This window comes from Micromonospora sp. NPDC053740, assembly GCF_040677775.1.
Classification (GTDB): domain Bacteria; phylum Actinomycetota; class Actinomycetes; order Mycobacteriales; family Micromonosporaceae; genus Micromonospora; species Micromonospora alfalfae.
This window is the reverse complement of record NZ_JBFASO010000012.1, coordinates 50,688-66,259: the sequence shown is the minus strand read 5'-3', so window position 1 is coordinate 66,259 and position 15,572 is coordinate 50,688. Positions and strand designations below refer to the sequence as shown.

The 15,572-nt window shown below is 71.2% G+C and carries 10 protein-coding genes and 1 pseudogene; 5 read left to right on the top strand and 6 right to left on the bottom strand.

Annotated elements, in window-relative coordinates; translation table 11 throughout:
- The first annotated feature begins 70 nt into the window (after positions 1-70).
- Both AB0K35_RS27410 and AB0K35_RS27405 read left to right on the top strand, forming a co-directional pair.
- Positions 71-2,422, top strand: a complete 2,352-nt coding sequence (locus AB0K35_RS27410; protein ID WP_363888740.1) for a TRAP transporter fused permease subunit — start codon at positions 71-73, stop codon at positions 2,420-2,422.
- Positions 2,419-3,438, top strand: coding sequence for a TAXI family TRAP transporter solute-binding subunit (locus tag AB0K35_RS27405; protein ID WP_238670355.1), 1,020 nt, complete (start codon positions 2,419-2,421; stop codon positions 3,436-3,438). Before AB0K35_RS27410 ends, AB0K35_RS27405 begins: the two co-directional genes overlap by 4 nt.
- A gap of 8 nt (positions 3,439-3,446) precedes the next feature.
- Here the strand turns inward: AB0K35_RS27405 and AB0K35_RS27400 are convergent, their stop codons facing one another.
- Both AB0K35_RS27400 and dnaG read right to left on the bottom strand, forming a co-directional pair.
- Positions 3,447-3,983, bottom strand: a complete 537-nt coding sequence (locus AB0K35_RS27400; RefSeq protein ID WP_238670356.1) for a hypothetical protein — start codon at positions 3,981-3,983, stop codon at positions 3,447-3,449.
- A pseudogene (gene dnaG, locus AB0K35_RS27395) lies at positions 3,984-5,886 on the bottom strand (DNA primase).
- Positions 5,887-5,999: 113 nt separating this feature from the next.
- Here dnaG and AB0K35_RS27390 point away from each other — a divergent pair.
- Positions 6,000-7,205 (top strand): low temperature requirement protein A, encoded by a 1,206-nt coding sequence (locus tag AB0K35_RS27390; protein WP_238670357.1) that lies wholly within the window; start codon positions 6,000-6,002, stop codon positions 7,203-7,205.
- A 7-nt stretch (positions 7,206-7,212) separates the two neighbouring features.
- Here AB0K35_RS27390 and AB0K35_RS27385 read toward each other — a convergent pair whose 3' ends face one another.
- Genes AB0K35_RS27385 through AB0K35_RS27375 form a run of 3 tightly spaced genes read right to left on the bottom strand, consistent with a single transcriptional unit; the run spans position 7,213 to position 9,738 of the window.
- A complete protein-coding gene (locus AB0K35_RS27385; RefSeq protein ID WP_363888735.1) occupies positions 7,213-8,061 on the bottom strand; it encodes a siderophore-interacting protein in 849 nt (282 codons plus the stop codon).
- A gap of 15 nt (positions 8,062-8,076) precedes the next feature.
- Positions 8,077-9,342, bottom strand: coding sequence for a deoxyguanosinetriphosphate triphosphohydrolase (locus AB0K35_RS27380; protein ID WP_363888732.1), 1,266 nt, complete (start codon positions 9,340-9,342; stop codon positions 8,077-8,079).
- A 42-nt stretch (positions 9,343-9,384) separates the two neighbouring features.
- Positions 9,385-9,738, bottom strand: coding sequence for a VOC family protein (locus AB0K35_RS27375; RefSeq protein WP_112675786.1), 354 nt, complete (start codon positions 9,736-9,738; stop codon positions 9,385-9,387).
- A gap of 253 nt (positions 9,739-9,991) precedes the next feature.
- Here AB0K35_RS27375 and AB0K35_RS27370 point away from each other — a divergent pair, with 253 nt between their 5' ends.
- Positions 9,992-10,492 carry a roadblock/LC7 domain-containing protein gene (locus tag AB0K35_RS27370; RefSeq protein ID WP_363888729.1) on the top strand — a complete coding sequence of 167 codons (501 nt, stop codon included), beginning with the start codon at positions 9,992-9,994 and terminating at the stop codon, positions 10,490-10,492.
- A gap of 42 nt (positions 10,493-10,534) precedes the next feature.
- On the opposite strand, the gene ppdK is transcribed toward AB0K35_RS27370, so the two are convergent.
- Positions 10,535-13,243: a pyruvate, phosphate dikinase gene (ppdK, locus tag AB0K35_RS27365; protein WP_363888726.1), complete on the bottom strand. Its 2,709-nt coding sequence runs from the start codon at positions 13,241-13,243 to the stop codon at positions 10,535-10,537.
- A gap of 316 nt (positions 13,244-13,559) precedes the next feature.
- Between ppdK and AB0K35_RS27360 the strand changes: the two genes are divergently transcribed.
- Positions 13,560-15,227 carry a beta-N-acetylhexosaminidase gene (locus AB0K35_RS27360; RefSeq protein WP_363888724.1) on the top strand — a complete coding sequence of 556 codons (1,668 nt, stop codon included), beginning with the start codon at positions 13,560-13,562 and terminating at the stop codon, positions 15,225-15,227.
- The last annotated feature ends 345 nt before the right edge of the window (positions 15,228-15,572 follow it).

The window sequence follows — 15,572 nt, the reverse complement described above, 5'->3', positions numbered from 1 at the left end:
CCGATACCGCCGACGGCGAAACACCGATCAATGCCCCACCGGTCAGCTGATCGACGTGTATCGTCCTCTCGTGTCGCCCATCAGCTCCCCCGATGGTTCGCCGTCACCTGCGCGACCAGCCAACTCTCCCGTTGATGGGCCCGCAGCGACGCCCGACGGCGGGCCACCCCGACCAAGGTCGGGAGCCGACCCGGCAGAGCCCGACAGCGCCCACCCGCCCAACCCCACCACCCTCGCAACCGAGCCCGACCCGACCGAGCCCGGCACCACGACCGAGCCCGGCAGCACAAGCGGGCCCGGCACCACAAGCGAGCCTGGTGCCGCCGAGCGGGCGACTCGGGACCTGGCCGCCCAGTTCGAGGACGAGAAACCGGGACGGGTGCTCTCCGGGCCGGCGGGCCTGCTCCTCACCGCGGCGGCGCTGGCGGTCGGCGCTCTCGCCCTGTGGCAGGTGTTCCGCCCTCTGTCGCAGGGCAGCAAGTATTACCTGATCATCTTCCTGGCCGGCGTACTCCCGCTGGTCTTCCTCGCCTACCCGGCCGACCTGCGGCTGCCGGCCCGCCTACGCTTCTGGCGACGAGGCACCAGTCGCGACGGGGCCACCGACAGCGACAGGGGCACCCCGGCACTCGTGTCGTCGGGGCCCACAGTGACCGACTGGGCTCTGGTCGTCCTGGCGGTCGCCGCCTGTCTCTACCCCGTCCTGCCGATCCGGATCGGCAGCGGTGGCGGCGGCTACAACGCGTTCCTCGACCGGCAGGGTCTGCTGACGCCGACGGATCTGGTGTTCGGCACCATCCTGCTGCTTCTGCTGCTGGAAGCGTGTCGACGTGCCACCGGTTGGATCCTGCCGGCGGTCTGCCTGCTGTTCCTCGGCTACGGCTACTACGGCGGGTTGTTGCCGCAGTCCTGGCCGGTCGCGCACGCCGGGCTCGACTTCAGTCAACTGGTCGACGCGTTCTACAACTCCGACAGCGGCTTCTACGGCACGCCACTCGACGTGGCCGCCTCGTACATCGTGCTGTTCACCATCTACGGCGCGGTGCTGGAGTTGTCCGGGGCCGGGCGGTTCTTCGTCGAGTTGTCGGCGGCGGCGTTCCGTCGCTCGCGTACCGCCGCCGGCCGGACGGCGGTGGCCTCGGGTTTCCTGCTCGGCACCGTCTCCGGTTCCGGGGCGGCGACGACGGTGAGCATCGGTGCGGTCACCTGGCCGCTGCTGCGCCGCGCCGGTTACCCGCCGGAGCGGGCCGGCGGCATGCTGGCCGCGGCCGGGGTGGGCGCCATCCTGTCCCCGCCCACACTGGGCGCGGCGGCGTTCATCATCGCCGAGTACCTGGGCGTCTCGTACCTTCAGGTGCTGGGCTGGGCGACGGTGCCGACGGTGCTCTACTACCTCGGCATCCTGCTCGCCGTGGAGATCGACGCGCGCCGGTCCGGCGTACGCCCCGTGGTGATCGACGTCGGCTCGCCCTGGCGGCTGCTGGCCCGGTTCGGGTACCACTTCGCCTCACTGATCGCCATCATCGTCCTCCTCGCGGTCGGCGTGTCCGCGACGAGGGCTGTCGTCTACGCCATCGTGCTCACCGTCGCGTTGTCCTTCCTGGCCCCCAGGAACGAGGACCGCGCGCACCGACTCACCCCGGGCCGGCTGGTGACAGCGCTCGTCACCGGCGTACGCGGCGTCCTCGCCGTCACGGCGGTCTGCGCCGCCGCCGGCATCATCACGGCGACCACGACGAAGACCGGCCTCGGACCGCAGGCGGCGGCGTTGCTGATCGGTGGGGCGCAGGCGGCCACGTCGGACCCGACGCTGGTGCTGGTGCTCACCGCGCTGCTCGCCGCCGTCGCGCTCAGCCTGCTGGGCCTGGCCGTGCCGGTCACCGCGTCGTTCGTGATCGGTTGGGTGATCGTCGGTCCGGCCCTGCTCGACCTGGGCGTCACCGCGCCGGCGGCGGCGATGTTCGTCTTCTACTTCGCGGTGCTGTCCGAGGTGTCCCCACCGACCGCGCTCGCCGCGGTGGCCGCCGCCGCTGTCACCGGCGGCCGGCTGGTGCCGACCATGTGGCAGACCCTGCGGTACGCGCTGCCGGCGTACCTGACTCCGATCGCGTTCGTCATCACGCCGGCCGGGCTCGGTCTGCTCGGCATCGGTGGCGTCCAGCGGATCGCCTTCGCCGCCGGAGTCACAGCGCTCAGCGTGGCGGTGCTCGCCGTCGCCGCCGGTGGCTGGCTGCCCGGCGTGGGCCCGGCCGGCGCCCCGGAACGGGTACTGGGCGCCCTCGCCGGTGTCACATTGCTCTGGCTCGAACCAGTGCCGGTCACTGTCGGCGCGGCACTGGCCGTCGTCGCGGCGGCGGGCGTGTTCATCCGACGCGGCGCCGCCGGCCGGTCATCGTCCAATCCTGTGGAGGAACAACTGTGAGACGAATCGACGTACGGCTCTCGGCGGGCCTGAGCGTGCTCGCCCTCGTCACTGTTGGTGCCGCGGGTTGCGGAGGTCAGCAGGGCGGCGCGGCGACTGACGACGCGGCCAGTGCTGTGACGTGCGAGGTGACCCGGGAGACCCGCGTCGGCATCGCCACCGGCAACGCGACAGGTGTCTACTACGTGGTCGGCAACGCCCTGGCCGGGCAGTTGTCCGGGGCGACCGGCGGCAAGCTCACCGGCACCGCCGCCGAGACCGGCGCGTCGGTGCAGAACGTCGAACAACTGGTCGGTGGCCAGTACGACGTGGCGTTCTCGCTGTTCGACACGGCTGTCAACGCGGTGGAGGGCAAGGGCAGCTTCACCGCGCCACAGCCGGTGGAGGCGCTGACCCGCATCTACGACAACTACACCCAGGTGGTGGTCCGCAACGACTCCGGGATCACCTCGGTGGCCGACATGCGGGGCAAGCGGATCTCCACCGGTTCACCGAAGTCCGGCACTGAGGTGATCGCCAACCGGCTGTTGGAGGCCGCCGGCCTCGACCCGGCCAAGGACATCCGGGCGCAGCGACTCGACCTGACCAAGACTGTCGAGGGGATCAAGGACGGCAGCGTCGACGGCTTCTTCTGGTCCGGTGGTCTGCCCACCGGTGGCCTCACCGACCTGTTCACCACTGCCGGCGACACTGTGAAGTTCGTCGACGTCTCACCGTTGCTGCCGAAGATGACGGCGTTGAGCCCCGGCTATCAGGAAGGCACGATCGGACGGGACGCGTACCGGACGGCGACCGACACCCCGACCATCGTCGTGCCCAACGTCCTGTTGGTGCGCAAGGACCTGGACGCCAACGTCGCCTGCGCGATCACCCGCACAGTGTTCGAGAAGCGCGACGCTCTGGCCCAGGCCAACCCGGCGGCGAAGGGCATCTCGCTGGAAAAGGCCCGCAGGACCCTGCCGGTGCCGCTGCACCGCGGCGCGGAGAAGGCGCTGAACGACCTGGGGGCGAAATGACCCGCCGGTCAGACGTCGGCCGGCGCGGTGGCGGCGCGGGCCACACCCACCAGCCGGTCGGTCTCGGCGAGCACTGCCTCGTCGTCAGCCGGAGTGCCGGGGTCGAGTCGGACCGTCCAGGTCAGACCGTCGACCCCGGCCACGCGCCGGGCCGCGACCCGCGCCGCGCCGCCGGGCACCGGCTGGTGCTCGGTGTACGCGACCGAACGGGTCACCCGGGCCCGCACCTGGTGCGGCAACTCCCCCGGGTCGAGCAGCAGGTACGTCTCAGCCGGACCGTCGGCGACCACCTTGTAGCCGTCCCGCTCGACGAGTGGCTCGGCGGGGGTGACCGTCAGCTCCCGGCCGGACCAGACCGCCTTGAGGATGCTGTGCCACCCGAACCGGTGCCCCCGACCGGGCAACCACAACCCGAGGTTGGTGGCGACCACAACCCCGTCGCCCTCGCCGTTGCCGGCGGCGGCCCAGGCCAACACCCGCTCGTCGGCGGCCAGCGGCGGCCGGTCGGCCGGCGGCAGCTTCGGCTTGCGGCTGAACAGTCCCATCTAGAGGCCTCCCGCAGCCTGCTCGCGCAACGCCCGGGCGTGCTGCTCCAGGGACAGCAGCTCACCGAAGGCGGCGAAGTACTCGTCCTTGTTGTTGACCGGGTTGATCCGCTGGATGCGTGACTTGAGGTCCCGGACCCGGGAGGTCACCGACCCGAACTGCACCCGGGCCATGGTGATCGACACGTAGCGCGGGTCCGGTTCGCCGTCGATCCGCAGTGGTTCGACGGCCATCTCACCGACGAGCGCCGCGGCCGCCAGGTCGTCGCAGGCGTCGCGGACCGACTCGATCCAGACCGCGCCGCCGGTCGCCGACGCGGCGCCGCCGGCCGCCGCGATGGCAGTACGCACCGCGACGTGCACCGGGTGGCGGTATTCGGTGGCCTCGACCGCGTCGAACATCGGCCCGGCCAGAACCGGTTGCTGGAGGGCGAGTTTGAGCGCCTCCCGTTCGACCATCGACTGCGGGCTGTCCACCGCCGGCTCGGGGCGGGCCGAGGTTGGCCGGGCCGCGGGGGTGGCCTCGCGGGTGTTGGACGGCGCGGCGTTGCCGGCGGCGAGCACCGCCCGCTGCACCGGCTCGATCTCCATGCCGAGGTCCATGGCGAGCTTGCGGACGTACTCCGGGCGCTTCTCCCGGTCCTTCAGGCGCGCGACCAGCGGCGCGGCGTGGCGCATCGCCTCGACCCGGCCGTCGACGGTGTCCAGGTCGAAGCGGCTGATCACGTGTCGCAGCGCGAAGTCGACGAGCGGCTCGCGGCGGGCGACCAGGTCACGCACCGCCAGGTCGCCCTTGGCCAGCCGCAGGTCGCACGGGTCCATGTTGTCCGGGCTGACCGCTATGAACGTGCGCCCGACGAAGCGCTGGTCGTCTTCGAAGGCGCGCAGCGCGGCCTTCTGACCGGCGGCGTCGCCGTCGAAGGTGAAGATGATCTCGCCGGCCACCTCGTCGCTGTCGAACAGGAGCCGACGCAGGACGGAGATGTGGTCCGCGGCGAAGGCGGTGCCACAGGTCGCCACCGCCGTGGTCACCCCGGCCAGGTGACAGGCCATCACGTCGGTGTAACCCTCGACGATCACCGCCCGACCCTGCTTGGCGATCTCCCGCTTGGCCTGGTCGATGCCGTAGAGCACGTGCGACTTCTTGTAGATCGGCGTCTCGGGGGTGTTCAGGTACTTCGGGCCGTCGTCGTCGTCGAAGAGCTTGCGCGCGCCGAAGCCGATCACGTCGCCGGCGAGGTCGCGGATCGGCCAGAGCAGCCGACGACGGAACCGGTCGATCAGGGTGCCGGAACGGGATTCCCGGGACAGCCCGGCGGTGACCAGCTCCTGGTGGGTGAAGCCCTGCTGGCGCAGGTGCTTGGTGAGCGGGTCCCAACCCTCGGGCGCGAAGCCACAGCCGTAGCGCTCGGCGGCGGCCCTGTCGAAGCCCCGTCGCGCCAGGAACTCCCGTGCCGGCCGGGCGCCGGCGGTGCTCAGTTGCGCGCTGTAGAACTGCACGGCGGCGGCGTGCGCGGCGACCAGGCGCTGCCGCTGGCCCTGCTGCGGGCGGGGACGCGGGGTGCCCTTGTCGTCCTCGATGTAGCGCAGTTGGATGCCGGCGCGGCCGGCGAGCCGCTCGACGGACTCCACGAAGCTGAGGTGGTCGGCGTCCATCAGGAACTTGATCGCGTCGCCGCCGGCCCCGCAGCCGAAGCAGTACCAGACGTTGCGGGCCGGGGACACGTTGAACGACGGACTCTTCTCGTCGTGGAACGGGCACAGACCCTTGAGGTTGCCGCCGCCGGCGGACTTCAGGGTGACCGTCTCGGAGATCACATCCCCGATCGAGGTGCGTTCCCGGACCAGTGCGATGTCCTCGTCCCGGATCCGCCCAGCCATGCGCCACCCCCTCGCCGTACATCCTGCCCTGCCGGACCGACGACACGCCGGCCGGGGGACACCGGTGTGGCGGCGACCGCTGCCGGCTCGGCGGTTCCGGCACGCAGGCCAGGTCCGCACGGGGACCATGACCAGATGCGCCGGGTACGGAGCCAAGCCCCCCGCCTGCCGAGATGGCTGGCCGATCGGATGGGGCTACCCGGGCAGACCCCGCAGACGGACGAGGCCGGCCACCGGCACGCCACCTGGCTGGAGCTTTTCCTCGACCTCATCTTCGTGTACGCGCTGGCGGCGGTGGTGGCCCGGCTGGGCAACGAACCGTCGCCGTCGCCGAAGGCCGTGCTGGCCGTGATCGGGCTCTTCGTGGTGATCCAGTGGGCCTGGATGGGGCAGGTCTACTACGACACCCGGTTCGATCCGGACGACGCGCTGCACCGGGTGCTGGTGCTTGTCGCGTTGGTCGGCGCGGGCGCGATGACCCTCGGGGTCGACGAGGTGCCGGAGAGCGTGCTGCTGCCCATCGGGTACCTGATCGTGCGGGGCGTGCTGCTCCTGCTGTACCTGCGCGCCCGCCCCACCAGCCCGATGGCCCGGATGGTCACGACGATCTATCTGATCGGCTTCGGGTCGGGCTGGCTGATCTGGCTGGTGTCGCTGATCGTGCCAACCGAGCTGCGGCCCGTCCTCTGGATCGTCGCGATGGTGATCGAGCTGGCCACGCCCTGGGTCGGGGTGCGCTGGCTCAACCGCTGGCCGGTGGACAACAGGCATCTGCCGGAACGGATCGGCCAGTTCACCATCATCGTGCTGGGTAGCGCGCTGGCCAGCCTGCTCTTCGCCGTGCCGGACCATCCTCCGCCACACATGATCCTCACCGCCGCGTTGGCCTTCCTCATCCCGGCGGCCGTCTGGTGGGTCTACACCACATTCGTCACCACCCGCCTCCTTCAGCGACGGCTACGTGGCGGGCAGGCGTACAGCTACCTGCACATTCCGCTCGGCGGTGCGCTCCTGCTGCTCGGTTGGGCGCTCGGGCAGGTGGTCCGACTGGTCGACGACAACGCCAACCGGCTGCCGCTGGAGCTGCGGCTGCTGCTGGGCGCCTCGATGGTGATCTGGACGGTCTGCGGGCTTGCCCTGTACTGGTTGTGGACCCGACCGAGCGGTGCCCGGTTGGCGATCGCCGCCTACGGGGTGGTCTCGGTCAGTCTGATCACCACGACGGTGCACCAGCCGAGGCTGATGCTGACGCTGCTCTCGCTGGCGGTGGTCGGCTACGCCGTCCTGCTCAGCCGACGCCTCGCCCGGGCCGGTCAGGAGATGACCACCCCCGAGGGATGACCGGCGCTCAGGCAGCCGCGGCCGGCGCCGGAATGGCTGTCTCCTCGGCCGCCACCTGCTGGTTCCAGTCGGCCTTGGTGGAGCGCCAGCCCTCGTCGTCCATGCCGCGCCGCCAGTAGCCGGAGATGGAGAGCCGGTCCAGCGGTACGCCCCGCTCGCCGCGCAGCAACCGGCGCAACTCCCGGACGAAGGCGGCCTCGCCGTGCACGAACGCGTGCACCTGGCCGGCCGGGAACTCCAGTGCCCGAACCGCCTCGACCAGCGCCTCGCCCACCGGGCGTTCGCCACGATGCAGCCAGGTCAGCTCGACCGCCCCGGGGCTGAGCAGCTTCTGCTCCTCCGCCGGGTCGGCGACCTCCACGAAGACGTGGGCCGGGGCGCCCAGCGGGAGGCGCTCCAGCGCGGCGGCGATCGCCGGCAGGGCGCTCTCGTCACCGACCAGCAGGTGCCAGTCCGCCTCCGGACTCGGGGCGTACGCGCCGCCGGGGCCGACGAAGTGCACCGGGTCGCCGGGACGCAGCGCGGCGGCCCACGGGCCGGCCAACCCCTCGTCGCCGTGGTGCACCACGTCGACGGTCAGCTCCCCGGACAGCGGATCCCAGCGCCGCACCGTGTACGCGCGCAGCCGGGGCCACTGCTCCCGGGGCAGGTCCCGGCGGATCGCGGCGAGGTCCAGCGGCTGCGGGTACGCGACGCCCTGCTGCGGGAACACCACCTTGATGTAGTGGTCGGTGAACTCGCCCACCGGTAGGCCGACCAGTTCGTCCCCACCGAGGACGAGCCGGATCAGGTGCGGGGTGGGCCGCTCGGTGCGCAGCACCTGGGCCGAGGTGACGTTCCTGGAGCGTTCCGTCATGTCAGTTAGGCTAGCCTAAGCTGGCTCGTGCGCGGTCGGGGGTGTCCCCTTGCCGACCAGGCGGGTGTGCCAGGTCACCGCCGCCGGGTCGGTGAGCGAGGCGACCTGGTCGATCACCACCCGCAGTCTGGCCCGGTCGTCCGGGGCGGCCCGCCACAACGGGGCGAAGATCGGATCGAGCCCTTCCGGGGCACACCGGACCAGCGCGGCGACCAACTCCGCCAGCATCGTCCGCTGCCGCTCGTAGCGGCCCCGGAAGCCACTGCGACGCATCACGTACCGCAGCGCGATGCCCTTGAGCAGCGCACACTGCGCGCGTACCAGCCGGGGCACCACCAGATCGGCGGCGTAGCGGCGGTGCGGGCCCGGACCGAAGCGTTCCTCCGTCGCCGCCACCGCCGCGGACACGAACAGCCCGGTCACCCCGCTGGTGGTGGCCTTCAACGCAACCTGCGCGCGATGGCTGCCGTCGTACCCGGTGAACGGGGCGAGCAGCGGACCGGCCAGCAGGTCGACGAGCACCTCGGCCAGGTCCGCCGCGGACTCCCCGGAGTAGGCGGCGGCCACGTCGGCGCAGAGCGCGGCCCGCTCGTCGGCGTCGGTGAGCAGCCTGTGCAACGTGACGTAACCACCGTGGATGCCGTCCTCCACGTCGTGCACCGAGTACGCGACGTCGTCGGCCCAGTCCATCACCTGGGCCTCCAGGCAGCGCCGGTCGCCGGGCGCGCCAGCCCGGATCCAGTCGAAGACAGCGGCGTCGTCGGCGTACACCCCGAACTTGCGCTCCCCCGGCCGGCGCGGCCAGGGGTACTTGCCGATCGCGTCGAGCGACGCCCGGGTCAGGTTCAACCCGGCGGACGAGCCGTCCGGGGCGAGCACCTTCGCCTCCAGGCGGGTCAACACCCGCAGGGTCTGCGCGTTGCCCTCGAAACCACCGCACGGCGTGGCGAGCAGGTCCAGCGCAGCCTCGCCGTTGTGCCCGAACGGCGGGTGCCCGAGGTCGTGCGCGAGCCCCGCCACGTCCACCACGTCCGGGTCACAGCCCAGCCGGGCACCCATCTCCCGGGCGATCTGGGCCACCTCCAACGAGTGCGTCAGCCGCGTACGCAGGAAGTCGTCGGTGCCGGCGGTGTGCACCTGGGTCTTGGTGGCCAGCCGGCGAAACGCCGCCGAGTGCAGCACCCGGGCCCGATCGCGCTCGTACGGCGACCGGCGATGCCCGGTGTCCTTCGGGGGCTCCTCGACCAACCGCGATTCCGCCGCCCCCGGCTCAGTTCTCACGCAGCCGCCGTTGTCCGCGACTGCGGGGCTCGCAACACCGGCTCACTCCTCGCGTTCACGCAGTACGCAGAACTCGTTGCCCTCGGGGTCGGCCAGCACCGTCCACTCGACGTCGCCCTGACCGATGTCGACGTGCCGGGCGCCCATGTCGACCAGACGCTCGACCTCGGCTTCCTGGTTGGCGGGGCGCAGGTCGAGGTGCAGCCGGTTCTTGCGCTCCTTGCCCTCGGCCACCGGGCCGAAGAACAGGGCGGGCAACTGGTCTGGGGACTGGCGGATCTCCACCCCGCTCGGAGTCTCGGTGACCACCTGATAGCCGAGCGCCTCGGCCCACCAACGGGCCAGTCGGGCCGGATCGCGGGCGTCGACAGTCAGGCTCTCCCAGACACTGGTCATGCAGTCACCTCTTCCCGTTCGACGCGGCGCCCAATCGGCCGTGTGCGAGCGGACCAAGATTACGCCCGCCACCACTGCTCGACCCGCCCACGACGCATCGACGAAGGGCACACAACCACCGATTGGCCCGCAGTTGCCAACCGATTGCCGAGGGTTACGGGCTCGCGGCCGGAAGTCGCCACCGGTAGCGTTCCCAGCGCGGAACGTGACCAGCCGACTGACACGCAGAGCCCGACGGTGAGGGGTAACGCTCGTGGACGCAGACACGGTGATGGGAACGGAGCTACGCGGGCTGCGCCAGCGCCGACCCGACATCGCCGGCACGGTGCTCGCCGGCACCGACGGCCTGCTCATCTCCAGCGACCTGCCCAGCACCGACGCCACCCATCTCGCCGCGCTCGCCGCCGCGAGTTTCGGGCTCGGTCACCGGGTGGCCGACACCGTCCGGCAGGGCGAGTTCCGGGAATCGGTGGTGTGCACCACCGCCGGCTGCGTGGTCACCTACCCGGCCGGGCGCAGCGCCCTGCTGACCCTCGTCACAGTCTCGGCGGCGGGCGACCTGGAGGCGCTGCACGAGGAGGCGCGGGCGGTGGCCCGTCGGGCGGGGTCGTTCCTGGACGTTCGCGGCGCAGGCATCGGCGCGACCTCCGTACCGGACGCGCACGCCCCGCTGGCCACGCGTACCCCGATGGCGACCCTGCCGACGCAGTTGCGCCGCTCGTCCCGACCCACCTGGCGTCGTCCGCCGATCTGAGCGTCGGCGGCGGCCGGGTGACCAGGCCGCCGCCGACGTGCGTCAGCGGCTGTCCGACCCGCCGGTCTCCACTACCGCCCGACCGGCCTCCAGCCGGGCCACCGGCACCCGGAACGGCGAACAGGACACGTAGTCCAGGCCGACCTCGTGGAAGAAGTGCACCGAGTCCGGGTCGCCACCGTGCTCACCGCAGACACCGAGCTTCAGACCGGGCCGGGCGGCCCGACCCTCCTCGGCGGCGATCCGCACCAGCCGACCGACGCCGTCGCGGTCGATCGACTCGAACGGCGAGATGCCGAAGATGCCCAACTCCAGGTAGCGCCAGAAGAACGCGCCCTCGACGTCGTCGCGGGAGAAGCCCCAGCCCATCTGCGTCAGGTCGTTGGTGCCGAACGAGAAGAACTCGGCGGCCTCGGCGATCTGCCCGGCGGTCAGCGCCGCCCGGGGCACCTCGATCATGGTGCCGATCAGGACCTCGACGCCGCTGTCCCCGACCACCTCGGCAATGATCTTCTCGGCCTCGGCGCGAACCGTCTCCAGCTCCTGCACCGCGCCGACCAGCGGCACCATGATCTCCGGTTTGGCCACGCCCCCGTTGCGGGCGCAACTGACCGCCGCCTCGGCGATGGCGCGGACCTGCATCGCGAACAGGCCGGGGATGACCAGCCCGAGGCGTACACCCCGCAGCCCGAGCATCGGGTTCTCCTCGTGCATCCGCCGGACGGCGGCGAGCAGCGCCTCCTCCTTGGCCACGTCCTCGCCGCGTTCCTGCGCGACAGCCACGTTGACGGCGAGCTGCTCCAGCGGCGGCAGGAACTCGTGCAATGGTGGATCGATGAGCCGGACGGTGACCGGCAGGCCGTCCATCTCGCGGAAGATCTCCTCGAAGTCGGCCCGCTGCAACGGCAGCAGCGCCGCCAGCGCCGCCTCCCGCTCGCCCGGGGCCCGGGCCAGGATCAGCCGCTCGACCAGCTCCCGGCGGTCACCGAGGAACATGTGCTCGGTGCGGCACAGCCCGATGCCCTCGGCGCCGAAGCGCCGGGCCCGGGCCGCGTCCGCGCCGGTGTCGGCGTTCGTGCGGACCGCCAGCCGCCGCTTCCCGTCGGCGTGCGTCATGATCCGGTGTACGGCCCGGACCAGCGCGTTGTCGATGTGCTCGGGGTCGAGGCTGCCCTCGAAGTACTGCACGACCTCGGAGGGCATGACCGGCACCTCGCCGAGGTAGACCTTGCCGGTGGTGCCGTCGATGGACACCACATCGCCCTCGGTGACGGTCTGCCCGGCCACCGTGAACCGCTTCGCCGGCACGTTCACCTCGATCTCGTCGGCACCGGAGACACAGGTCTTGCCCATGCCTCGGGCCACCACAGCGGCGTGGCTGGTCTTGCCGCCGCGCGAGGTGAGGATGCCCTTCGCGGCGATCATGCCGTTCAGGTCGTCCGGGTTGGTCTCCCGGCGCACCAGGATCACCGACTCGCCCTCGGCGGCCAGCTCGACGGCTCGGGCGGAGGTGAAGACCACTTTGCCGGACGCCGCGCCTGGCGATGCGCCGATGCCCTTGGCGACCGGTTGGAACTCGTGGTCGAGCTGGAAGCGCGGGAACATCAGCTGGGCCAGTTGCGCGCCGTTGACCCGGTGCAGCGCCTCGTCCAGGTCGATCAGACCCTCGTCGACGAGTTGCCCGGCGATGACGAACGCCGCGGCGGCGGTGCGCTTGCCGACCCGGGTCTGCAACATCCACAGCTTGCCGCGTTCGATGGTGAACTCGATGTCGCAGAGGTCCTTGTAGTGCTCCTCCAGCCGGGCCATGATGCCGAGCAGCTCGTCGTAGGAGGCCTTGTCGAGCTGCTCCAACTCCTGCAACGGCACTGTGTTGCGGATGCCGGCGACCACGTCCTCGCCCTGGGCGTTGGCAAGGTAGTCGCCGTAGATGCCCTGCGCGCCGCTGGCCGGGTCACGGGTGAACGCGACCCCGGTGCCGGAATCCGGGCCGAGGTTGCCGAAGACCATCGTCACCACGTTGACAGCGGTGCCCAGGTCGGCCGGGATGCGCTCCTGGCGGCGGTAGAGCACAGCGCGCTCGGCGTTCCACGACTCGAAGACCGCCCGGATGGCCAGGTCGAGCTGTTCGCGTGGCTGCTGCGGGAACTCCCGACCAGTGTGCTTCAAGAAGATCTTCTTGTACGCGTCGACCAGCCCACGCAGGTCGTCGGCGTCCAGATCCAGGTCGTTGTGGGTGCCCTTGGCGTGCTTGGCGTCGTCGAGCGCGTGCTCGAACTCCTCGCCCGGCACCTCGCAGACGGTCTTGCCGAACATCTGGATGAGTCGCCGGTAGGAGTCCCAGGCGAACCTGTCGTTCTGACCGGCCTGGGCGGAGAGCCCGACCACGCTCTGGTCGTTGAGACCGACGTTGAGGACGGTCTCCATCATGCCGGGCATGGAGAACTTGGCACCGGAGCGGACCGAGACCAGCAGCGGGTCCTGCGGGTCACCGAGGCGCTTGCCCATCGCGCGCTCCAGCGATTCCAGGTGCGCCTCGATCTGACCGGCGAGCCCGTCCGGCTCCCGCCCCGTCGCGAGGTACGCCTGACACGCCTCGGTGGTGATGGTGAAGCCGGGCGGAACGGGCAGGCCCAGGTTGGTCATCTCGGCGAGGTTTGCCCCCTTGCCGCCGAGCAGTTCCTTGAGCTCCTTGTTGCCTTCGGAGAAGTCGTAGACGTACTTGTGATCGACGGTCTCTTGCGCTGCCACCAGAGCCTCCACAACACACGCGCCGGATTGACACTTAACGAAGGTTCAGTTTTCTTCTTCCCCGGGACGGACCACCGGTAATCCCGGGGTCAACGTCGATCGGTGGGCGAAGGTTAAGCGAACATCGAGTGACCTGGGACCGTTCGGTGACAATTGGCACAGCCATCACGACTATCCGTGTTCGTACCGGTTTTTGGGAACGCTTCCATGCGCACCATCACGCATCCCGGCCGAGCGTCGTACGCTTGACGACACGCCAGCCGGTGAACCTCACTTTTGCCATAACCGACGCGAATACACCCCCGGAGTCGCCGCCGTGTCGACCATCCCCTCCCCCGGCCCCACCGCCGTCCCCGTGCCGCTGTCGGCGGGGGAACCCGACGCGGCCATGCTGGCCCGCACCGCCGAGCAGACCGCTGGCACGTTGCTCGCCGCGGCGGCCCCGCACCGGCTGGCCGATGTCGTTCCCGCCCCAGGGCAGGTCCAGCCGGACCCGACCGCCGACTGGGTGCTCACGGCCGAAGCGGTAATCGTGTCCAGCGCCGACCCCGCCGCGTTGGCGGTCGCCGAGCAGCTCGCCCAGCTCCTGCGTCCGGCCACCGGCTACCCGCTGCCGGTCACCGACGCCACCGCGCCGGAGCCCGCCGGCGGCATCGCGCTGGTGCTCGACGACAGCGCCGACCTCGGCGCGGAGGGCTACCGCCTCGACATCGCCACCGACGGGGCACGCGTCACCGCCGCCACCGCCGCCGGCCTCTTCTACGGCCTACAGACGCTGCGTCAACTGTTGCCGGCGGCGATCGAGAGTCCGACCCCGGTCACCGAACGCTGGGCGCTGCCCGGCGGGACCATCACCGACGCACCCCGGTTCCCCTACCGGGGCGCGATGCTCGACGTCGCACGGCACTTCTTCGCCGTCGAGGACGTGCTGCGGGTGGTCGACCACCTGGCCCGCTACAAGCTCAACCACCTGCATCTGCACCTCACCGACGACCAGGGCTGGCGGATCGCCGTCGACTCCTGGCCGAAGCTGACCACCATCGGCGGGACGACCGAGGTTGGCGGCGGCCCTGGCGGGCACTACACGAAGGCCGACTACGCGCGGATCGTCTCCTACGCGGCCGCCCGCCACATCACCGTCGTCCCGGAGATCGACCTCCCGGGGCACACCAACTCGGCGCTGGTCGCGTACCCGGAGCTGGCACCGGACAAGATCGCACCGCCGCCGTACACCGGCACCGAGGTCGGCTTCAGCTACGTCGACCCGGCCGACGAGCGCACGTACGACTTCGTCGCCGACGTGCTGCGCGAGGTGGCCGCGCTCACCCCCGGCCCCTGGCTGCACATCGGCGGTGACGAGGCGTTCAAGGTCAAGGGCGAGGTCTACACCGGTTTCGTCGAGCGGGTCCAGCGCATCGTGGCCGACCTTGGCAAGACCGTCGTCGGCTGGCACCAGCTCGCGCCGGCCGCCCACCTCGACGGGCGGGTCCTGCAGTGGTGGGGCACGAACGGCGAAGACCCCACCACAGCCGACGCCGTACGCCGGGGCGCCCGACTGATCGTCTCTCCCGGCAACCACGCCTACCTGGACATGAAGTACGCCCCGGACACCCCGATCGGGCACGACTGGGCCGGCCTCATCGACGTACGAAAGGCGTACGACTGGGACCCGGGCACGCACGTCGCCGACGTACCCGCCGAGGCGGTTCTCGGTGTGGAGGCCCCGCTCTGGACCGAGTCGGTCACCTCGCTGGCCGACATCGAACTCCTGCTCCTGCCCCGCCTCCCGGCCATCGCCGAGTTGGGCTGGTCCACCCGGGCGACCCACGACTGGGCCGACTTCCGCTACCGCCTGGCCGGCCAGGGCCCGCGTTGGACGACGGCCGGGATCACCTTCCACCGCGCGCCCGAGATCCCCTGGCCGACCGCACCAACCATCCCGACACAGCGCACCATGCCCCAACCCGACACCGCCACCCCCTGACCCCCGCGTTAGGCCCGCACCCGGCCCCCGCCCCCTCGATCAGGCCGGTCCGGGTGCACGAACGGCACAGATCCGGGTGCACGAACGGCACAGACGGCGTGATCCACTCGCGTTTCATGAAGTCGGGGTATCCACGGCAGCCGGACACCGCCTTTTCCGTGAACCCGAGTGGATGACGTCGTGTGGGCGCCGTGTCGGGGTTCGCCGGGCCGACAGGTTGGATGGTTTGTCGGGTTTGATCGTTGGTGTCGGGTGGCCGGGGCCACCCCGGCGGCGGAATCGTGGGCCGGGCCGGGTCGTTATACCTGGCAGACCACCGCAACAGCCCGGCTCAAGGTCCGCCGG

Bases quoted from the DNA above. Each gene is read 5' to 3' on its own strand.
- AB0K35_RS27400 (WP_238670356.1), bottom strand. From the start codon at position 3,983: ATGGGACTGTTCAGCCGCAAGCCGAAGCTGCCGCCGGCCGACCGGCCG.
- AB0K35_RS27390 (WP_238670357.1), top strand. From the start codon at position 6,000: ATGCGCCGGGTACGGAGCCAAGCCCCCCGCCTGCCGAGATGGCTGGCC.
- AB0K35_RS27385 (WP_363888735.1), bottom strand. From the start codon at position 8,061: ATGACGGAACGCTCCAGGAACGTCACCTCGGCCCAGGTGCTGCGCACC.
- AB0K35_RS27375 (WP_112675786.1), bottom strand. From the start codon at position 9,738: ATGACCAGTGTCTGGGAGAGCCTGACTGTCGACGCCCGCGATCCGGCC.